The sequence below is a fragment of the Roseibium sp. MB-4 genome, from assembly GCF_053005265.1.
In genome coordinates this window covers 95,677-113,074 of the sequence record NZ_JBRKQB010000004.1, presented here as the reverse complement: position 1 = coordinate 113,074, position 17,398 = coordinate 95,677, and the positions used below count along the sequence as shown (strand labels likewise).

Sequence of the window (17,398 nt, the reverse complement as noted above, 5' to 3'; positions counted from 1 at the left end):
CATACGCATAATGGCCACCGGCAAATAAGACTGGCGGGAGGAGAGCAAATGCGACCGCCGGTTCAAATCGGGGTTTCTGGGAGGTCCTAAATGTCCGCATCTGTTTTTCCCGTTCCAGCGGAAGTAGCCGCACGGGCGCATGTCGATAACGCGAAATATCTGGAAATGTATCAGCAGTCGGTGAGCGACCCGGATGGCTTCTGGGGCGAACACGGCAAGCGTGTCGACTGGATCAAGCCTTTCACCAAGGTAAAGAACACCTCTTACGACTACCACAATGTCTCGATCAAATGGTTTGAAGACGGCACATTGAACGTCTCTGCCAACTGCATCGACCGCCACCTGGCAACGCGCGGCGATCAGCCTGCGATCATCTGGGAAGGTGACGACCCGTCCGAAAGCAAGGTGATCACCTATAAGGAGCTGCACCACGAGGTGAACAAGTTCGCCAACGTGCTGCATGCCCAGGGCGTAAAAAAAGGCGACCGTGTTACGATCTACCTGCCGATGATCCCGGAAGCGGCTTACGCGATGCTGGCCTGTTCCCGGATCGGCGCGATCCACTCCATCGTTTTCGGCGGGTTTTCTCCGGACAGCCTCGCCCAGCGCATCGAAAGCTGCAAGAGCAACTGCGTGATCACGGCCGATGAAGGCCTGCGCGGCGGCCGCAAGGTTCCGCTGAAGCTTAATGTCGACAAGGCCGCGGAAAAGGCGCCGGTCGACAGCGTCATCGTCGTCAAGCGCACCGGCGGCGACATTTCCATGCAGGACGGCCGGGACGTCTGGTACCACGACGAAGCAGACCGCGTGTCCGATCATTGCGATCCGGTTGAAATGAATGCGGAAGATCCGCTCTTCATCCTCTATACGTCCGGATCCACGGGCCAGCCGAAGGGTGTGGTCCACACAACCGGCGGATATCTCGTCTACGCCTCGATGACCCACCAGTATGTCTTCGACTATCAGGATGGCGACATCTACTGGTGTACGGCGGACGTGGGCTGGGTCACCGGACACAGCTACATCGTCTATGGTCCGCTCGCCAACGGCGCGACCACGCTGATGTTCGAAGGCGTGCCGACCTATCCGGATGCCGGCCGTTTCTGGCAGGTGTGCGAAAAGCACAAGGTCAACATTTTCTACACAGCCCCAACCGCAATCCGCGCCCTGATGGGGGCTGGCGATGATTTCGTCAACAAGTCGGATCTGTCGTCACTGCGCCTTCTTGGTTCTGTCGGTGAGCCGATCAACCCGGAAGCCTGGAACTGGTATTACAACGTGGTCGGCAAGCAGAACTGCCCGATTGTAGACACTTGGTGGCAGACGGAGACCGGCGGCATCCTGATCACACCGCTCCCAGGCGCAACCGACCTGAAGCCAGGCTCTGCAACCCGTCCGTTCTTCGGCGTGCAGCCGGCCGTCGTGGATGCGGAAGGCAACTTCCTGGAAGGCGCGACCGAAGGCAATCTCGTGATCACCGACAGCTGGCCGGGCCAGATGCGTACGGTATACGGCGACCACGACCGTTTCGTGCAGACGTATTTTGCCACCTACAAAGGTCTCTACTTCACTGGTGACGGCTGCCGCCGGGACGAAGACGGTTACTACTGGATCACAGGCCGCGTGGATGACGTGATCAACGTTTCCGGCCACCGCATGGGCACGGCCGAAGTCGAAAGTGCATTGGTCGCTCACGAAAAGGTCTCGGAGGCCGCCGTGGTCGGTTATCCGCATGACATCAAGGGGCAGGGCATTTATGCCTATGTCACGCTGATGGAAGGTGAAGAACCAACGTATGAGCTGAAAAAAGAACTCGTCAAACATGTCCGGGCAGAAATTGGCCCCATCGCCTCACCGGACCTCATCCAGTTCTCACCCGGCCTGCCGAAGACGCGCTCTGGCAAGATCATGCGCCGCATCCTGCGCAAGATCGCCGAGGACAGCTTCGACAATCTCGGCGACACCTCGACACTGGCAGACCCAGCCGTCGTCGACGACTTGATCGACAACCGTCAGAACCGGGCATAAACCCGTTCAGCCCGGTACCCCGAAAACACAAAAGGCCCGTTTAACGACGGGCCTTTGCATTCTATATATTCTGCATTATCACTTCGAGAGATATATATTCTGAACTTTTTTCGCAATATTTGAAAAAGCCTGAATAAGACCGTCTCTCGAGCTCGCTTGATAATAACTTTCCGGACTTGCGCAAGACTGCATATTTCTTGCACCTACTGAATTACTATTATTACCAAAGTAAACACCAAATACCGTTATCCCCGCGTCTTTCATTTTGTCACAGTATTCGCGATGCCTTTGCGATGATGTTCCATTGTATCCACCACTGCCAGATCCTGTTTCGACCCATACTTTCGGATCATAATTCCAACAGGTGTACCAATTGCACCTCTGATCTGTCTGATAGAAATGCCTATTGTTATCACCATCGGTCATCATGATTGCAAATTTTAATACCTCTGTATTGGTATATGTAGCCGCAACACTTTCTGTTGGCCAAACATTCGCAAAGTTGGGGGACAGGGTATTCCAACCCCAAATCGCTCCGGTTTGACCCGCAGTACCACCAGTGGCTTGGAGCGCTGCAATGGCAGGCGTCAGTAAGTCACGATCGTTTGTCAGAGGAATAAGTTGTGAAGAGGCTGGACAGCGGTTAGTGCTACCGTAGTTGCCACCATCGCCAAAAAATGTCTCTCTTGGAGGCGGATTGGCATCGATGTAGTAATTGTAGGCTGCATCAGTATATCGAACCCTGTATGGTCCATAGTCTTCACGTTCAGTTACACAATATCCTGCAACAGGATAATATTCTCCACCCATTACTTTGCTCGCATATGAACCTAGGTTTACACCTTGGCTGTACGGAACAAGAGAAATGCGGACCTTTGCTTCTTCTTTTTCAAGATCTTCCGGTAGCAGAATATCGACAACTGCCTGAGATGCCTCTCGCAAGGTAGCCATGTCACCACTCATTGAACCGGTCACATCCACAATCAATGCTAGCTCAACATCAAACCGGGAATAATTCACCTCGGCACTAGTGCCAAAGTTAAAAGCATCTGGCCCAAGTGCTTCTTTTCCAAAACCGCCAATATCGATAAAGTAGTTGTTTAGACTGGCGGCGGAGGTAACGGTTACAGTCCCTTCGTCATCGTCGATTACAAAGCTGAGATTTTCAATTGCCTGATCCAGAAACTCAGCGTCTCCAAGATTTGCGCGGAAAGAGTTTTCGATACGGGTCTTGATTTGCGCATCGGAGAGAGCAGATGTGGAGAGATCCGTTGCGACAGAAAGCGCAGCGGCATCGATCGCATACGCAAGCTTTTCCCGTGCATTCACCGCCCGGGAAATGTCGATCGCTGCGCCGCCAATGACAACAAGCACAAGCACCATTGCGCCGAAAATCGGCAGGATGGAACCATCTTGATTTCGGTTAAGTTTTGAAATCAGGGCTTTTATCATTTAGCCACACAATCCCGTTTCTACCAATGCCCTTCAGGCACGTTACGGAATAGCTACTAAAGAAAAGTACCTAAACAATTAAAATGCTACTCGAATTTTTGAAGTATTTACGCTTTTTTCACGAATTAAACTGACACAAAATGTCAAGTCGCTGGTCTGATTTGCCACGCCAAACGATGATCTAGGCCTGAAAGCATGGGTGATTTAGGGGAAGTACGCACCCTACCCCTTCCCGACACATAGAAGTCATTCAATGATCGCCGGCAGAAAATTCTGAGATAGCCCTATGGGTCCAGCTCTGTATCCCAGTAGAGGAAGTCCATCCAGCTCTCGTGCAGATAGTTCGGTGGGAAGCCGCGGCCGTTGTTGTGCAGGTCCTGAATAGTCGGGCGGAACGGCATGTGCATGGGCCACATGTTGAGCTGTTCACAAGACTTGTTGGATTTGCGCAGGTTGCACGGGGAGCAGGCAGTGATCACGTTTTCCCAGGTTGTCAGGCCCCCTTTGGAGCGCGGGATCAGGTGATCGAAAGTGAGTTCCTCTTTACTGCCGCAATATTGGCACTGGAACTTGTCGCGAAGGAATACGTTGAAGCGGGTAAAGGCGGGGTGCCGGCTGGGTTTGACGAAGGTTTTTAGGGAGACGACGCTGGGCAGTTTGAATTCGAAGCTCGGACTTCGGACCGCTGCGTCATATTCCGCAACGATGTTCACCCGGTCCAGAAACACAGCCTTGATGGTGTCCTGCCAACTCCACAAGGACAAGGGGTAGTAGCTCAAAGGCCGGTAATCCGCATTGAGCACCAACGCCGGATGAGCTCCCGGCGATACCGCTATCGTCACCTTCCACTCCTTACGCTTCATCAGAACGTCTGGTGTCCAGTCAAGCGGACAGCAGAGTATGTCCCTTTGCGATGGGAGTATTGTAGTGCCGAGGTGACAGTCTTGTGAAGACCAATGATTTCATTTCTTCACCCTGCCGGGCGGTGTCGAAAACTCGGCAGATAAATCCGACAACTTTCTGAATCACTTAGCGAAATGCATATGAATTCACTGAGCCGCCACAGTTTTTTCTTGCAAAGAAAAAGGGGCGCTTTGACGCGCCCCCCTAACAATTTCCTAAACGGTCAAGGACGAATCAGTTAGCCGTCCAGTCGCGAATGTCGACGAAATGACCGGCGATCGCGGCCGCTGCGGCCATTGCCGGCGATACAAGGTGTGTGCGGCCCTTGTGGCCCTGGCGGCCCTCGAAGTTCCGGTTGGATGTCGACGCACAGCGCTCACCCGGAGCGAGCTTGTCCGCGTTCATCGCAAGACACATGGAACAGCCCGGCTCACGCCATTCAAAGCCGGCTTCCTTGAAGATCACATCCAGGCCTTCTTCTTCCGCCTGTTCTTTGACGAGGCCGGAGCCTGGAACAACCATCGCGCTGACGTGCGATGCGACCTTGTGGTTGCCGATCACAGCTGCGGCTGCGCGCAGGTCTTCGATGCGGCCGTTGGTGCAAGAACCGATAAAGGCCCGGTCGATCTTGATATCCGTGATCTTCGTGCCTGGTTCGAGGCCCATGTAATCGAGCGCCCGGAACTTTGATTGACGGCGGTTCTCGTCTTCAATTTCCTTTGGATCCGGAACAACCCCTTCAACGGACACGACGTCTTCCGGAGACGAGCCCCAGGACACGATCGGCGGCAAATTGGCTGCATCCAGCTCGATAACCTTGTCAAAATAGGCATCCGCATCGGAGTGCAAGGTCTTCCAATAGGCAAGCGCCTTGTCCCAATCGTCACCTTTCGGCGCTTTCGGACGGCCCTTAATGTACTCAAAGGTCTTTTCGTCCGGCGCGATCAGCCCTGCGCGTGCACCGCCCTCGATCGACATGTTGCAGACCGTCATACGGCCTTCGATCGACAGGGACTCAATGGCTTCACCGGCATACTCGATCACGTAGCCTGTGCCGCCAGCCGTTCCGATCTTGCCGATAATCGCCAGAACGATGTCCTTGGCCGTAACACCGGCCGGGATCTGGCCGTTGACCTTCACCAGCATGTTCTTGGCTTTTTTCTGGATCAGGGTCTGGGTGGCCAGAACGTGCTCAACCTCGGATGTGCCGATACCGTGGGCCAGCGAGCCAAAAGCGCCATGAGTGGAGGTGTGGCTGTCGCCGCACACGATGGTCATGCCGGGCAGGGTGAAGCCTTGTTCTGGGCCAACGATATGGACAACGCCCTGACGCATATCGAGTTCCGAGTAATACTCGACGCCGAACTCAGCTGCATTTTTGGCAAGCGTTTCGACCTGGAGTGCGGACTCCGGATCGTCAATGCCATGACGGCGGTCGGTGGTCGGCACATTGTGGTCAACCACGGCAAGGGTCTTGCCCGGCTGGCGCACCTTGCGGCCGGTCATGCGCAGACCTTCAAACGCCTGCGGGCTGGTCACTTCATGCACCAGGTGGCGGTCAATATAGAGCAGACCGGTTCCGTCCGGCTGCATGTCGACCGCGTGGTCGTCCCAAATCTTGTCGTAAAGCGTCCGTGCCTTGGCCATGGGTCTCTCCTCAGTCAGACTGACCTTTCGCGTTTTCAAGCCGCGCCGTCAGCCTTCGTTCTCTCACAGTTGTCTCCCGGAATGGGGTTACTGCCGAATTCTGTCCAGTGAATGGCGCAGCTCCGCGCCAAGGTCAAGCATTCCGAGTTGAGCTGAATTCAACTGAGTTTGATTGGAGATCCGCAAGACCCCGCCTGATCGGACAATCGGGCGGCGAAACAGTCCGCAAAAGGACCGGTCCATATGTGCCTTTGCATTCGCCATCCACCGAAACGCTAATCCCGCTTGGACGTCTCGTAGTGCGCTGAGGCTTCGTAGTAATCGTTGAAGCCAATGCGATAGCGGAGTTCAGAAAAGTTCATCAGATCAGGGGTGCGGTCTTCATCCGATTTCAGCTTGGCCAAGGTCCCCACCATCGCCTGCATGGCGCTGGCCATCAAAGTGAGGGGGTATGCCGCAATGGAAAACCCTATGTCTTCCAGTTCCTTGTGGGAGAGATCCGGCGTTTCGCCGCCTTCCACGATATTGGCCATTTTCGGGCCTGGGAGTTCGCGGCAGATGGTTTGCATCTCCTCCACCGTCTTCGGCGCCTCGACAAAAAGGATGTCGGCTCCAAGCTCTTTGAACTTTGCAGCCCTGTCGATCGCTTCGGAGAGCCCGTGATCATGCCGGGCGTCCGTTCGCGCAAGGATCAGGATGTCGGCGCCAGCGTCCTTGGCATCTTGCGCTGCGCGGATCCGATCAAAGGCTTCATCGCGGGATACCACGGCTTTGCCGGGCGTGTGACCACACCGTTTTGGCGCGAGCTGATCCTCGATCATAACGGCAGCAGCGCCCGCCTTGGCAAATCCGGTGACAGTACGGCGCACATTCATGGCATTACCATAGCCAGTATCCCCGTCGGCAATTAGCGGGATCTCAATCGCATCGGTGATGTTACGGGCCTGGTCGAGAACTTCGGCATAGGACATCAAGCCCAGATCCGGCTGGCCAATGCGGGACGCGGACGTGGCAAAACCCGACATGAAGGTCAGCCCGAAACCCGCTTGTTCAATCAGCTTTGCCGACAACGCATCGAAACAGCACGGCATCACATTGAGTTTGTCTTGCGCCAGGAGGGCGCGGAGTTTGTCAGCCTGAGACGGCATGGAATGTCCTTAAAGTTTAAACGGGATGTAGAGGGCCAAATCAGTCCAGAGGTAGAGTATGACGACGCTCAGCAGCATCAGTGCCAGGAAGGGGAGAACCCCTCGTGAGACATCCGCCAAACTGGATCGGGCCACCGACTGGATGACATAAAGATTGAGCCCGACCGGCGGCGTGATCAGCGCGCATTCCACCATGACCACCATATAGACCCCGAACCAGATCGGATCAAAACCAAGCGCCATCGCGGCCGGCAGTAGAACCGGGGTCATGATCAACACCATGGAGAGCGCTTCGAACACGAGGCCCATGATCAGAAGAACCACCGACACCACCAAAATGAAGGCCAGCGGCGTATCGATGTTCTGACCGATGAACATCGAGATTTCCTGAGGGATCCGGTAAAGCGTGATCGCTTTTCCGAAGACCTTGGCGCCGGCAACGATCAGGAGGATCGCAACGGTTGTCACCATGCTCTCGAAAGCTGCTTCCTTGAAACCCTGCCAGGTCAGAGTCCGGAGATAAAAGCCGGTGATCAACAGAGCAACGGCAAAACCGATGGCCGCGGCCTCTGTCGGCGTTGCAATGCCGGTATAGATGACACCGATCACGACGCCGGCCAGTACCATGGAGGGCAGGGCACGGATCGTGCTCGAAATCCGTTCCTTGGCACTTGCCGGTGGCTCCGGCGTGTAACCGCCGAACCAGCGGGCGTAAATCATGGCAAAGGCAATGAAGAGCGCAACGAGCAACAGGCCCGGGCCGATGCCTGCCAGAAAGAGCGCAATCACGGACTGCTCCGTGACAAAGCCGTAAACGATCATCGGGATTGACGGCGGGATCAGGATTCCAAGCGTGCCGCCTGCGGCGAGAAGTCCATAGACGAATTTTTTCTCATAGCCTCGGCTGATCATCTCCGGGATCGCGACCGTGCCGATGGTAGCCGCCGTCGCCACGGACGATCCGGAAATCGCTGCAAAGATGCCGCAGGAAACGATGGTGGCGACTGCCAGGCCGCCCGGCCAATGTCCGACCCAGGCATGAACGGCGGAGAAGAGATCCTTGCCGACTCCGCCCTTTAGCAAAATGTTGGACATCAACAGGAACAACGGCACGGCGAGAAGAATGAACCCGTCGAGTGTCGATAGGATCGCTTGCGGCGCCATCAGGGGCGAGAATCCGCCGAACAAAAGCAGGGCCAACCCAAGTCCACCAAGCGTGAAGGCAACGGGAACACGGATGAGCAGCAGCGTGAAAAGAGCTGCGAGAATAAGGATTGTAGTCAATGTCCGGCTCCGCTTAGTGAAACCGGCCCCTTGGCCGCTTTGCCAAGTTCAATCAGCGCCTGCAGGAACAAAAGTCCGAAGCCGACTGGAATTGCCAGTTCCGTAACCCACGTGGGCAAATCCAGCATGGACCCGGTTGTCCGGCCGCGCTCAAAGGAATCATAGAAAATCCCAAAGCCCTTCCAGGCCACTATGGCGCTGAACCCTGCCACAAAGATCATTGCAAGGCCCTGACAGACCCGCTGCGCCGTTGGCCCCAGCTGGTTGGTCACCGCATCAACGGCAATATGCCGCCCAGCGCCAAGGATCCAGGGCATGGCGATCATGGAGCCCCAAATGAGGCTCAGCTGGGATAGCTCCGCAGCCCAAATGGTCGGCGCGACAAAGAGATACCGGGCCGTCACCTCAAAGGTAAGCATGCCACCGGCAAGGACAAACAAAAGCGCCGATACCCAAGCTAGAGCGAGGGTCAGCTTCGAGAAAACAGTCATTTTATTACCGATGCGCTTCGCGCAATCCTGAAAGAATGAGAGCAGCGCCCGTTGCGCCGAAGGCAGCAGCGAATGCAGCCTCAAATCCTCGTTGGAATTTTTGATAGGCCAGGGTCATCCGGCCTGTCGAAAAGAGCAGAGCGTAAGCGCCGTAAACAAGGAAGGCTGAAACGGCTCCAAGCGGCCCGAAAGCAAGAACGGTTGATGCTTCTAAACCCTGACCGAATAGAAAGGATGCAACAGCAATCCACATCAAGCCGGCCTTGGGATTGCTCAGCACAACGAACAAACCAAAACGCCAGTTTCTGAAATCAGACGCTTTCTGACCGGCAGCCCGGATCGTCCCACCAGACGATGGCCATAGAACCGAACGCGCCGCCTTGGCAGCCACATAAAGAAGATAACAGCCCCCGAGGATCTTCATGGCGGTCAACACAGCCGGAAAAAGATCCAATAAGACAGCCAGCCCGAACGCAACAGCCGTAACCCAAACAAGAACACCAGAAGCTACGCCAAGGGTGACGTAAACGGCTGCACGGCGGCCTTGCCCCAAGGCGGCAGCGGCAACGGCAACCAAATTTGGACCTGGCGCAGCTTGCGCGGCGACCGTGAGGATAAGGGCCGCCGCATAGGCTTCAACGATATACACGTCGAAACGACCTAAAGCTTCTGCGCCGCGTCCATGACTTGCTTGCCAAGGTCGCCGGCTTTTTCGCCATAAGCGTCGTAAACTGGTTGGCTGACCGCTCTCCAGGCAGAGATTTCCTCAGCTGTCGGCTTGTAAACGGACATTCCGTTTTCTTCCGCAGCTGCATACGCATCGGCCTCGATCTGGGACATGCGGTCGCGAACATCATTTTCGGCTGTCAAAGCCGCAGCTTGAATGATTTCCTTGTGAGCATCCGGCAGGCCGTTCCAGAAATCCGTGTTCACAACGACAATGAATTCGATGTCCGCGTGGTTGGTCACGGTAATGGTGTCCATGACTTCCCAAAGCTTGCGGGACTTGACACCGGAAACGCCAGTCATGCCGATATCGACTGTTCCGCGCTGATAGGCGAGGTACTGTTCGGACCCGGAGATGAGCGTTGGAGCGCCGCCCGCAGCGGTGACGAAATCGCCGAGGGTCTTGCCGAAGACACGGACTTTTTTGCCCTTCATGTCTTCAGGTGTTTTGATCGGTCCGTCCTGAGACAGCATGATCGCACCACCATAGGCCTGCCACCACAGGACGGTTGATCCGGTGTCCTTGATAGCTTCATCGAGCGGTCCACGAACAGGAGATCCCGGAGCAACAGCTGCGCGGACCTTGTCCTCGGTATCAAAAAGAAACGGCTGATAAAAAATATCGACAGCCGGAATGTCACCGACATACCGGGTCAGGGACGCAACACCCATCTCGATCGCGCCGGACCCGACGGCAGCGGGCACTTCCTTGTCTTTATAAAGCTGCGCGGAATCGTAGATTTCGACCGCAATATCACCGTTCGAGTTCTTCTCCACCTCTTCCTTGAACAAGGTCAGGTTTTGCCCAAGGTGGCTTGTCAGCGGCAGCTGCAGCGAAATGCGTAAAGTTGTGTCAGCTGCAAAGGATGAGCCGGCAGTCACGCCAAGCGCCATCGCGGCTCCAAGAGCCCACGTGAATGGTTTCATGATTTCCTCCCAATTATGGAAGGCAGTCTGACAAACGAAAAATTTCTGGTCAACAAATCCCTGACCACTTGGCCAAAAGTACAGGGTTCGCCTGGCGAAAGAGAAAGAGTTAAATCATTGTTTTTCAATATTTTAGCCCTGGACCTCTACTTTTGCCAAAAAATAGGCCTGAACGAAGAGAACCATCGCCGGCGTGACCTCTCCCGGCGATGGTCCCTACTGGGCGAACCGCGCACCTTCCGCGGTCCGAAAGCTACGATCCACCCAAGCCAGTTACGGCTGAACAGCCGAGAATTCTGCCGGATCGAGCAAGTTGTCCTGGTTTGCATCGGCTGCCTTGAAGGCATCCTCTGTTACATCCGGCATGACGGCAGTGACTTCATCAAAGCTGACAAATCCGTCCCGGTCGCTGTCGACAACATCAAAAGACATGCCCTGAGCAAATACCGCTGAAGAAGCGGTAACGGCACCGAAAAGCACGGCAGCTGCGAGAGACTTGGACATGATATGACCTCCAGTTTTGGTCTTTGTACTCCGTCGCTCAACCAGACCCCTGCGGCCGGTGAACCGGAGCGAGAGAACACTGATTTGAGATCGGGACGGCCAAAAGGCCGCTCAAAGGAACTGTTGGGGCATTGTTGTGACCGCTGAACTGGAGCAGTCACGCCTTGGTCAAAATATTGTCAAAAGTAGCAATTTCGGACCGCAATATGGCGGACCGGCACTTAGGTGTAATCCCGGGATCCAAAGATCGCGGACCCAACACGCACATGGGTTGCCCCAAACCCAACAGCAGTCTTGTAGTCAGACGACATGCCCATGGAGATCTGAGACAGGCCGTTGCGCGCAGCGATTTTCTGAAGAAGCGCAAAATGCTCGCCCGGGGCCTCATCCACCGGCGGAATGCACATCAATCCGACGATGTTCAAGCCGACCGTCTCCTGGCATTCCTTTACAAACTGATCGACCTCTTTCGGCGGGATCCCGGCTTTCTGCGGTTCTTCTCCGGTATTTACCTGGATGAAGCACGGCAGATCCCGGCCCTGCTTATCCATTTCAGCTTTGAGAGCCTTTGCGATTTTTTGTCGGTCCACCGTGTGAATGACATCGAATGTCGCAACGGCTTCTTTCGCTTTGTTGGACTGCAACGGGCCAATGAGATGCAATTCAATCCCGTCATAGGACCCACGCAGTTCCGGCCATTTTCCCATAGCTTCCTGAACACGGTTTTCGCCGAATACACGATGACCTGTCTCCAACGCCGGGCGGATAGCATCTGCTTCAAACGTCTTGGACACGGCGATCAAGGTCACGGCGCCTTCGGGCCGGCCATACTCTGCTTCTGCCTTGCGAATGTCTGAAAGAACGCTGGAAAGCTGATCTGCAACGGATGCCATGAAGACTGCTCTGATCTAGGGGATTGGTCTTTTCAGTGACATATACGCAGGTCCTATCCGCAGCAAGGGCAGACATGAAAAACCCTGCCAGCCAGCCCTATGAGCAGGCTGCTACAACATCCAAAGAATGTTCAGCTCTATCTTACACCTGGTTTCGGTCTCATTCACATCAATAGAACAATGATAGACCAGTATTTTACCTTTTCTTTGCAGTCCAGTTATTAAGTAAGGTATGTATATTTGCTGAGGTCTCAGATGTTTTTGAGAAGGTTTTCTTCTTATACATTGGCAATATTGTCTATTATTATAACGCTTCCAGCTGTCTCGGAAGAGTTTCCGTTTGCCGTCGGTGAGTGGCCTCCCTTCATCTCCAGCAATGCGCCAGGTTATGGGCTTCATAGCGAACTCATCTCAGAAATCTTTGAATCTCAGGGCCATACGGTCAAGCTGGAATTCTATCCATGGCGCCGGTCTCTTGAATTGACAAAGGCCGGAACACTGCCGGCAACCTATTCCTGGTCCTATCTTGAAGAGCGGGAAGACGACTTCATCTATCCCGAGCATCCACTCGATCAATTGAATGATGTTTATTTTTACCGCAAAGACCGCTTTCCGAACGGTTTGCCGCCACTTTCAATCCATGAGCTTAAGGGCCGCTCCCTAACGGTCGTGGGCGTGGAGGGGTACTGGTATGAGACAGTTCTGAATAAGGCAGGTGTTGTGTTCCAAACGGTCGCCACCGAGGAACAGGCCTGGAAAATGCTGCTCCACAACAGGGCCGATATCTTTATCGAAAATGATGTTTCCGGTGACATTCAAGGCCGGCAGTTTCTTGGAAAAGACATGGATAACATCGACCGCAGTGCACCGTTCCGGACAATACCGGTTTACATCATGTTCAGCCGCCATAACCCGGATGCACTCCGGATGATGGAAATCTGGGATAGAGGCATCACGGAACTCTCGGTTTCCGGCCCAGATTCCCGAACACAATAGCTTTACGGCCTCCGCTCTGCGCATTAAACAGCAGGGTAGAAACAGTTCACTTAAGGCATGTTGACCGCGGTACCGAATTCTGGTGACTGTCCCGCAGTCAGACTTTCAAGAAATCCGCCGGGTCCGGCGGCAAGCAAACGGCATAATTGATGGCAACGGAACGGTACAATGCGCGCGAAGTAGAAGCGCGCTGGCAAAAGACTTGGAACGACAAAGACGTCTTCGTCACTCACAATGACGATCCACGCGACAAATACTACGTCCTTGAGATGTTCCCGTACCCGTCCGGCCGGATCCACATGGGCCACGTCCGCAACTATGCCATGGGCGATGTGGTCGCCCGCTTCAAACGTGCCAAGGGTTTCAACGTCCTTCATCCGATGGGTTGGGATGCCTTTGGCATGCCGGCTGAGAACGCTGCGATGCAGAACAAGGTCCACCCGAAAGACTGGACCTATGAGAACATCGCCACCATGCGGGAACAGCTCAAGATCATGGGTCTGTCCCTTGATTGGAGCCGGGAATTTGCGACCTGTGATGTTGCCTACTACAAGCAGCAGCAGGCGCTTTTCCTGAAGTTTCTGGAAGCTGGGCTGGTCTATCGCAAAAACGCAAAGGTCAACTGGGACCCGGTCGACATGACGGTCCTTGCCAACGAGCAGGTGATCGATGGCCGCGGCTGGCGCTCCGGCGCACTCGTTGAACAGCGTGAGCTGACCCAATGGTTCTTCAAGATTTCCGATTATTCGGAAGATCTTCTGGAAGCAATCGAAACACTGGATCGCTGGCCGGACAAAGTCCGCCTGATGCAGAAGAACTGGATCGGACGCTCTGAAGGTCTGCGTGTCCGCTTTGAGTTTATCGAAGCCGCCCCGACAGGTGACACGACGCTGGAAATCTTCACCACACGGCCAGACACATTGTATGGCGCGTCCTTCATGGGACTGTCTCCGGATCATCCGATTTCGGTGAAGCTGGCGGAGACCAATTCGGAGCTGAAGGACTTCATCGATGAATGCCGGCGCGTCGGCACGTCAGAAGAAGCCATTGAAAAGGCTGAGAAGAAGGGCATCGATACCGGTCTCAAGGTTAAGCACCCGCTGGATGCCTCAATTGAGTTGCCGGTTTACGTCGCCAATTTCATTCTGATGGACTACGGCACAGGCGCCATCTTCGCGTGTCCAGCGCACGATCAGCGCGACCTGGATTTTGCCCGCAAATATGGCCTCTCCGTCAAACCAGTCGTTCTGCCGAAGGACGCCGATCCGGCAACTTTCGAAATTGGCGACGAGGCCTACACCGACGACGGCACAATCTTTAATTCCGACTTCATGAACGGAATGACGATTGCCGATGCGAAAAACGCTGTCGCGGACAAGCTGGAAGCCATCAAGGTAGACGATGGGCCGCAGGCCGAGCGTCAGGTGAATTACCGCCTGCGCGACTGGGGCATTTCCCGCCAACGCTACTGGGGCTGCCCGATACCAGTCATCCATTGTGATGACTGCGGCGTAGTTCCAGAAATGGATGAAAATCTGCCGGTGCAACTGCCGGACGACATCAATTTCGACAAGCCGGGCAATCCACTGGACCGCCACCCGACATGGCGTGACACAACTTGCCCGAACTGCGGCAAACCGGCCAAACGTGAAACCGATACGATGGATACGTTTGTCGACTCGTCCTGGTACTTCGCGCGCTTTACCGCTCCTGACTGCGATCAGCCGACAGACCCGAAAGCTGCAACCGACTGGCTGCCGGTCGATCAGTATATCGGCGGGATTGAGCACGCGATCCTGCACCTCTTGTATTCTCGTTTCTTCACGCGGGCGATGCAAAAGGTCGGCGCGCTCGACCTGAAAGAACCGTTCAAGGGTCTCTTCACGCAAGGCATGGTCACCCATGAGACCTACCGGCGCGGCGGTGACGGCTCCAGTGGCGAATGGGTCTCACCGGCCGAAATCAAAATCGAGGAGAAGGACGGTCAGCGTACTGCATCCATGCTGGACAGCGGCGAGACCGTTTCCATCGGCTCCATCGAGAAGATGTCGAAGTCGAAGAAAAACACAGTCGACCCGACCGATATCATCGACACATATGGCGCCGACACGGCCCGTTGGTTCATGTTGTCAGACAGCCCGCCCGAGCGCGATGTCATCTGGACCGAAGATGGTGTCCAGGGCGCGTGGCGCTTTGTGCAACGCGTGTGGCGTTTGATCGGCGAAATCGCCGAAAAGACGGAGCCGCGCAATTTCTCTGTTCCGGCTATGTCTCAAAAAGCCGAAGATCTGCGCCGCGCGGCCCACAAAACACTGGCTGCTGTCTCAAACGATCTGGAAGGCCTAGGTTTCAACCGGGCCGTTGCGCGCCTTTATGAGCTGGTCAATACGTTGAGCAAGGCGTTCAACGAGGGCCTGGAAGATCAGGGCAAGGAATACGCGGTTCGGGAAACGGTTGATTACCTCGTCCAGATGATGGCGCCCATGATGCCGCACCTCGCCGAAGAATGCTGGTCTGCGTTGGGTCATGACAGCCTGATTTCCGAAGCGGCCTGGCCGGAAGCAGATCCCTCGCTGTTGGCCGAGGATACAGTAACGTATCCGATCCAGATCAACGGCAAACGGCGCGGCGAGCTCAGCATTTCAAAAGAGGCTTCCAAAGACGAGGTCGAAGCAGCTACCTTGGCGCTGGACTATGTTCAAAAGGCGCTGGACGGGAAATCACCGAAGAAGCTGATCGTTGTGCCACAAAGGATTGTCAATGTCGTTGTTTGACCAGGTTTTGACATCGAGCCGGATTACCAGAAACCTTGCTCTGGCGAGCCTTTTGGCCTTTGGTGCATTGGCAGGCGGATGTCAGATCCGCCCGCTCTATGGCACCACAGCAACAGGCTTCGGCGGGACACAAACCGTGTCGTCAGATCTTGCAGCGATCGATATTGAATCCATTGGTACCGATGTCTCCGGCCGTACGCTCTACAACGAACTGACCTTTAATTTTGAACGTGGCACAACTGCTCCCGCCAAGAAATACCGGTTGAAGGTCCTGGAAGACACCAGCACCGCCTCTGTAGCAGTTGAACAGTTCTCTGATGTTCCGTCAGCCTACACTTTGACCATGAATGCTTCCTTCGTCCTGAGTGACCTTGAAACCAACAAGACACTGATGACAGGACGGTCCTTCCAATCTGCCTCATATGACTTCTCCAGCCAGCGTTTCGCCAACTTAAGAGCGCAACGGGATGCAGAAGAACGTGTGGCAAAGGCGGTGGCGGAAGACATCACAGCCCGGATTGCCGGATACTTCGCAACCCATCAGGGCTCATAAAGAAAAGGCGAAGCACACGTGTCCACGCTCAAGGCCGCGGAGATTGACCGGTTCGTCGCCAATCCCCCGGATGGCGGCGGCGTGGTGCTCGTGTTCGGCCCGGACACCGGTTTGGTGTCCGAGCGCGCCAGCCGGCTTGTCGCCAAGGCGTCCGAAGGCGACAGCGACCCCTTCAACCTCATAAAAATCGACGCTTCTGAACTCAGTTCGGACAGTAACCGTCTGATCGATGAAGTGCTGACCGTACCGCTGTTTGGCGGCCGCCGTATTGTGTGGGTCAAGGATGCCAGCGGGAAAAACCTGGTTCCATCAGTCGATCCCGTCTTGAAGCTGGATGATTGGCAAACTTTGGTTGTTCTGGAAGCCGGCGACATCAAGAAAGGTGTCGGCCTGCGCAAGCTGATCGAGCCTCATAAACGGGCCGTCGCGCTGCCGTGTTATGCGGATAACGACCGCGGCATTGACCACTTGATTGATGAGGAAACACGCGAAGCTGGCCTCACCATTTCCCGCGAGGCCCGCGCCGCCCTTCACAGTCTTCTGGGTGGTGACAGAATGGCTAGCCGGGGCGAACTCAAGAAGCTCTGCCTCTACGCCATGCAGAAGGAGCGAATTGACAGCGAAGACGTGGAAGCCATCATCGGCGATGCCTCGGCGTTTGAAACATCTGAGTTGATCGATGCAGCCGCTGGAGGCGATCTATCGACGCTCGATCATGGCCTGGAGCGCCTGACGGATGCGGGATCCAAAGCATCGGTCATTGCCAACCAGGCACTCAAACACTTCCAGTCTTTGCATCGGATGCGAATCGAAATCGACGCTGGGAAAAGTGCCCGGCAAGTCGTCGACAGTCAGCGCCCGCCCATTTTCTTCAGCCGCAAACCGAAATTCAGTCAGCAGCTGCGAATTTGGACCATTAAGGATTTGGAACGGGCCATGGGCATCCTGAGTGAGGCAACGCGTGTGTCCCGTCTGAATGACAATTTGGGAGTTCCAGTTCTCTCAGAGGCCCTACTGACGGTCGGCCGCGCCGCCCGCGCCCGCAGTCAACGCCGCTGACAGAAAAGGCCGG

At 55.2% G+C, this 17,398-nt stretch carries 15 protein-coding genes; 5 read left to right on the top strand and 10 right to left on the bottom strand.

Annotated features, from left to right (window positions below; all coding sequences use genetic code 11):
* The first annotated feature begins 90 nt into the window (after positions 1-90).
* A complete protein-coding gene (acs, locus tag ACVDG4_RS19960) occupies positions 91-2,028 on the top strand; it encodes an acetate--CoA ligase (RefSeq protein WP_447236402.1) in 1,938 nt (645 codons plus the stop codon).
* A 78-nt stretch (positions 2,029-2,106) separates the two neighbouring features.
* On the opposite strand, the gene ACVDG4_RS19955 is transcribed toward acs, so the two are convergent.
* From ACVDG4_RS19955 to ACVDG4_RS19910, 10 genes are all read right to left on the bottom strand, one after another.
* On the bottom strand, positions 2,107-3,480 hold the full coding sequence (locus ACVDG4_RS19955; RefSeq protein WP_447236401.1) for a pilus assembly protein TadG-related protein: 1,374 nt from the start codon (positions 3,478-3,480) through the stop codon (positions 2,107-2,109).
* 284 nt (positions 3,481-3,764) lie between these two features.
* Complete coding sequence (locus ACVDG4_RS19950) at positions 3,765-4,322, bottom strand: HNH endonuclease (RefSeq protein ID WP_040452667.1); 558 nt, start codon at positions 4,320-4,322, stop codon at positions 3,765-3,767.
* Between the two features lie 295 nt (positions 4,323-4,617).
* On the bottom strand, positions 4,618-6,030 hold the full coding sequence (leuC, locus tag ACVDG4_RS19945; protein WP_133952745.1) for a 3-isopropylmalate dehydratase large subunit: 1,413 nt from the start codon (positions 6,028-6,030) through the stop codon (positions 4,618-4,620).
* A gap of 275 nt (positions 6,031-6,305) precedes the next feature.
* Positions 6,306-7,178 (bottom strand): isocitrate lyase/PEP mutase family protein, encoded by an 873-nt coding sequence (locus ACVDG4_RS19940; RefSeq protein ID WP_447236400.1) that lies wholly within the window; start codon positions 7,176-7,178, stop codon positions 6,306-6,308.
* A 9-nt stretch (positions 7,179-7,187) separates the two neighbouring features.
* Positions 7,188-8,462, bottom strand: coding sequence for a TRAP transporter large permease (locus ACVDG4_RS19935; protein WP_133952743.1), 1,275 nt, complete (start codon positions 8,460-8,462; stop codon positions 7,188-7,190).
* On the bottom strand, positions 8,459-8,953 hold the full coding sequence (locus ACVDG4_RS19930) for a TRAP transporter small permease (protein ID WP_422020224.1): 495 nt from the start codon (positions 8,951-8,953) through the stop codon (positions 8,459-8,461). Before ACVDG4_RS19930 ends, ACVDG4_RS19935 begins: the two co-directional genes overlap by 4 nt.
* 4 nt (positions 8,954-8,957) lie before the next feature.
* On the bottom strand, positions 8,958-9,602 hold the full coding sequence (locus ACVDG4_RS19925; protein ID WP_447236399.1) for a LysE family translocator: 645 nt from the start codon (positions 9,600-9,602) through the stop codon (positions 8,958-8,960).
* Positions 9,603-9,613: 11 nt separating this feature from the next.
* Entirely contained in the window at positions 9,614-10,606 is a 993-nt protein-coding gene (locus tag ACVDG4_RS19920) for a TRAP transporter substrate-binding protein (RefSeq protein ID WP_133952740.1), read from the bottom strand.
* Positions 10,607-10,879: 273 nt separating this feature from the next.
* Entirely contained in the window at positions 10,880-11,110 is a 231-nt protein-coding gene (locus ACVDG4_RS19915; RefSeq protein ID WP_008191794.1) for a PLC family EF-hand domain-containing protein, read from the bottom strand.
* A gap of 221 nt (positions 11,111-11,331) precedes the next feature.
* On the bottom strand, positions 11,332-12,003 hold the full coding sequence (locus ACVDG4_RS19910) for a YggS family pyridoxal phosphate-dependent enzyme (RefSeq protein WP_447236398.1): 672 nt from the start codon (positions 12,001-12,003) through the stop codon (positions 11,332-11,334).
* A gap of 294 nt (positions 12,004-12,297) precedes the next feature.
* Here ACVDG4_RS19910 and ACVDG4_RS19905 point away from each other — a divergent pair, with 294 nt between their 5' ends.
* From ACVDG4_RS19905 to holA, 4 genes are all read left to right on the top strand, one after another.
* Positions 12,298-12,999: a substrate-binding periplasmic protein gene (locus ACVDG4_RS19905; protein ID WP_447236397.1), complete on the top strand. Its 702-nt coding sequence runs from the start codon at positions 12,298-12,300 to the stop codon at positions 12,997-12,999.
* A gap of 149 nt (positions 13,000-13,148) precedes the next feature.
* On the top strand, positions 13,149-15,773 hold the full coding sequence (gene leuS, locus ACVDG4_RS19900; protein ID WP_447236396.1) for a leucine--tRNA ligase: 2,625 nt from the start codon (positions 13,149-13,151) through the stop codon (positions 15,771-15,773).
* Positions 15,760-16,326 (top strand): LPS assembly lipoprotein LptE, encoded by a 567-nt coding sequence (gene lptE, locus ACVDG4_RS19895; RefSeq protein ID WP_306149169.1) that lies wholly within the window; start codon positions 15,760-15,762, stop codon positions 16,324-16,326. The genes leuS and lptE overlap by 14 nt, the downstream gene beginning before the upstream one ends.
* Positions 16,327-16,344: 18 nt before the next feature.
* Entirely contained in the window at positions 16,345-17,385 is a 1,041-nt protein-coding gene (holA, locus tag ACVDG4_RS19890) for a DNA polymerase III subunit delta (RefSeq protein ID WP_447236395.1), read from the top strand.
* Positions 17,386-17,398 lie beyond the last annotated feature (13 nt).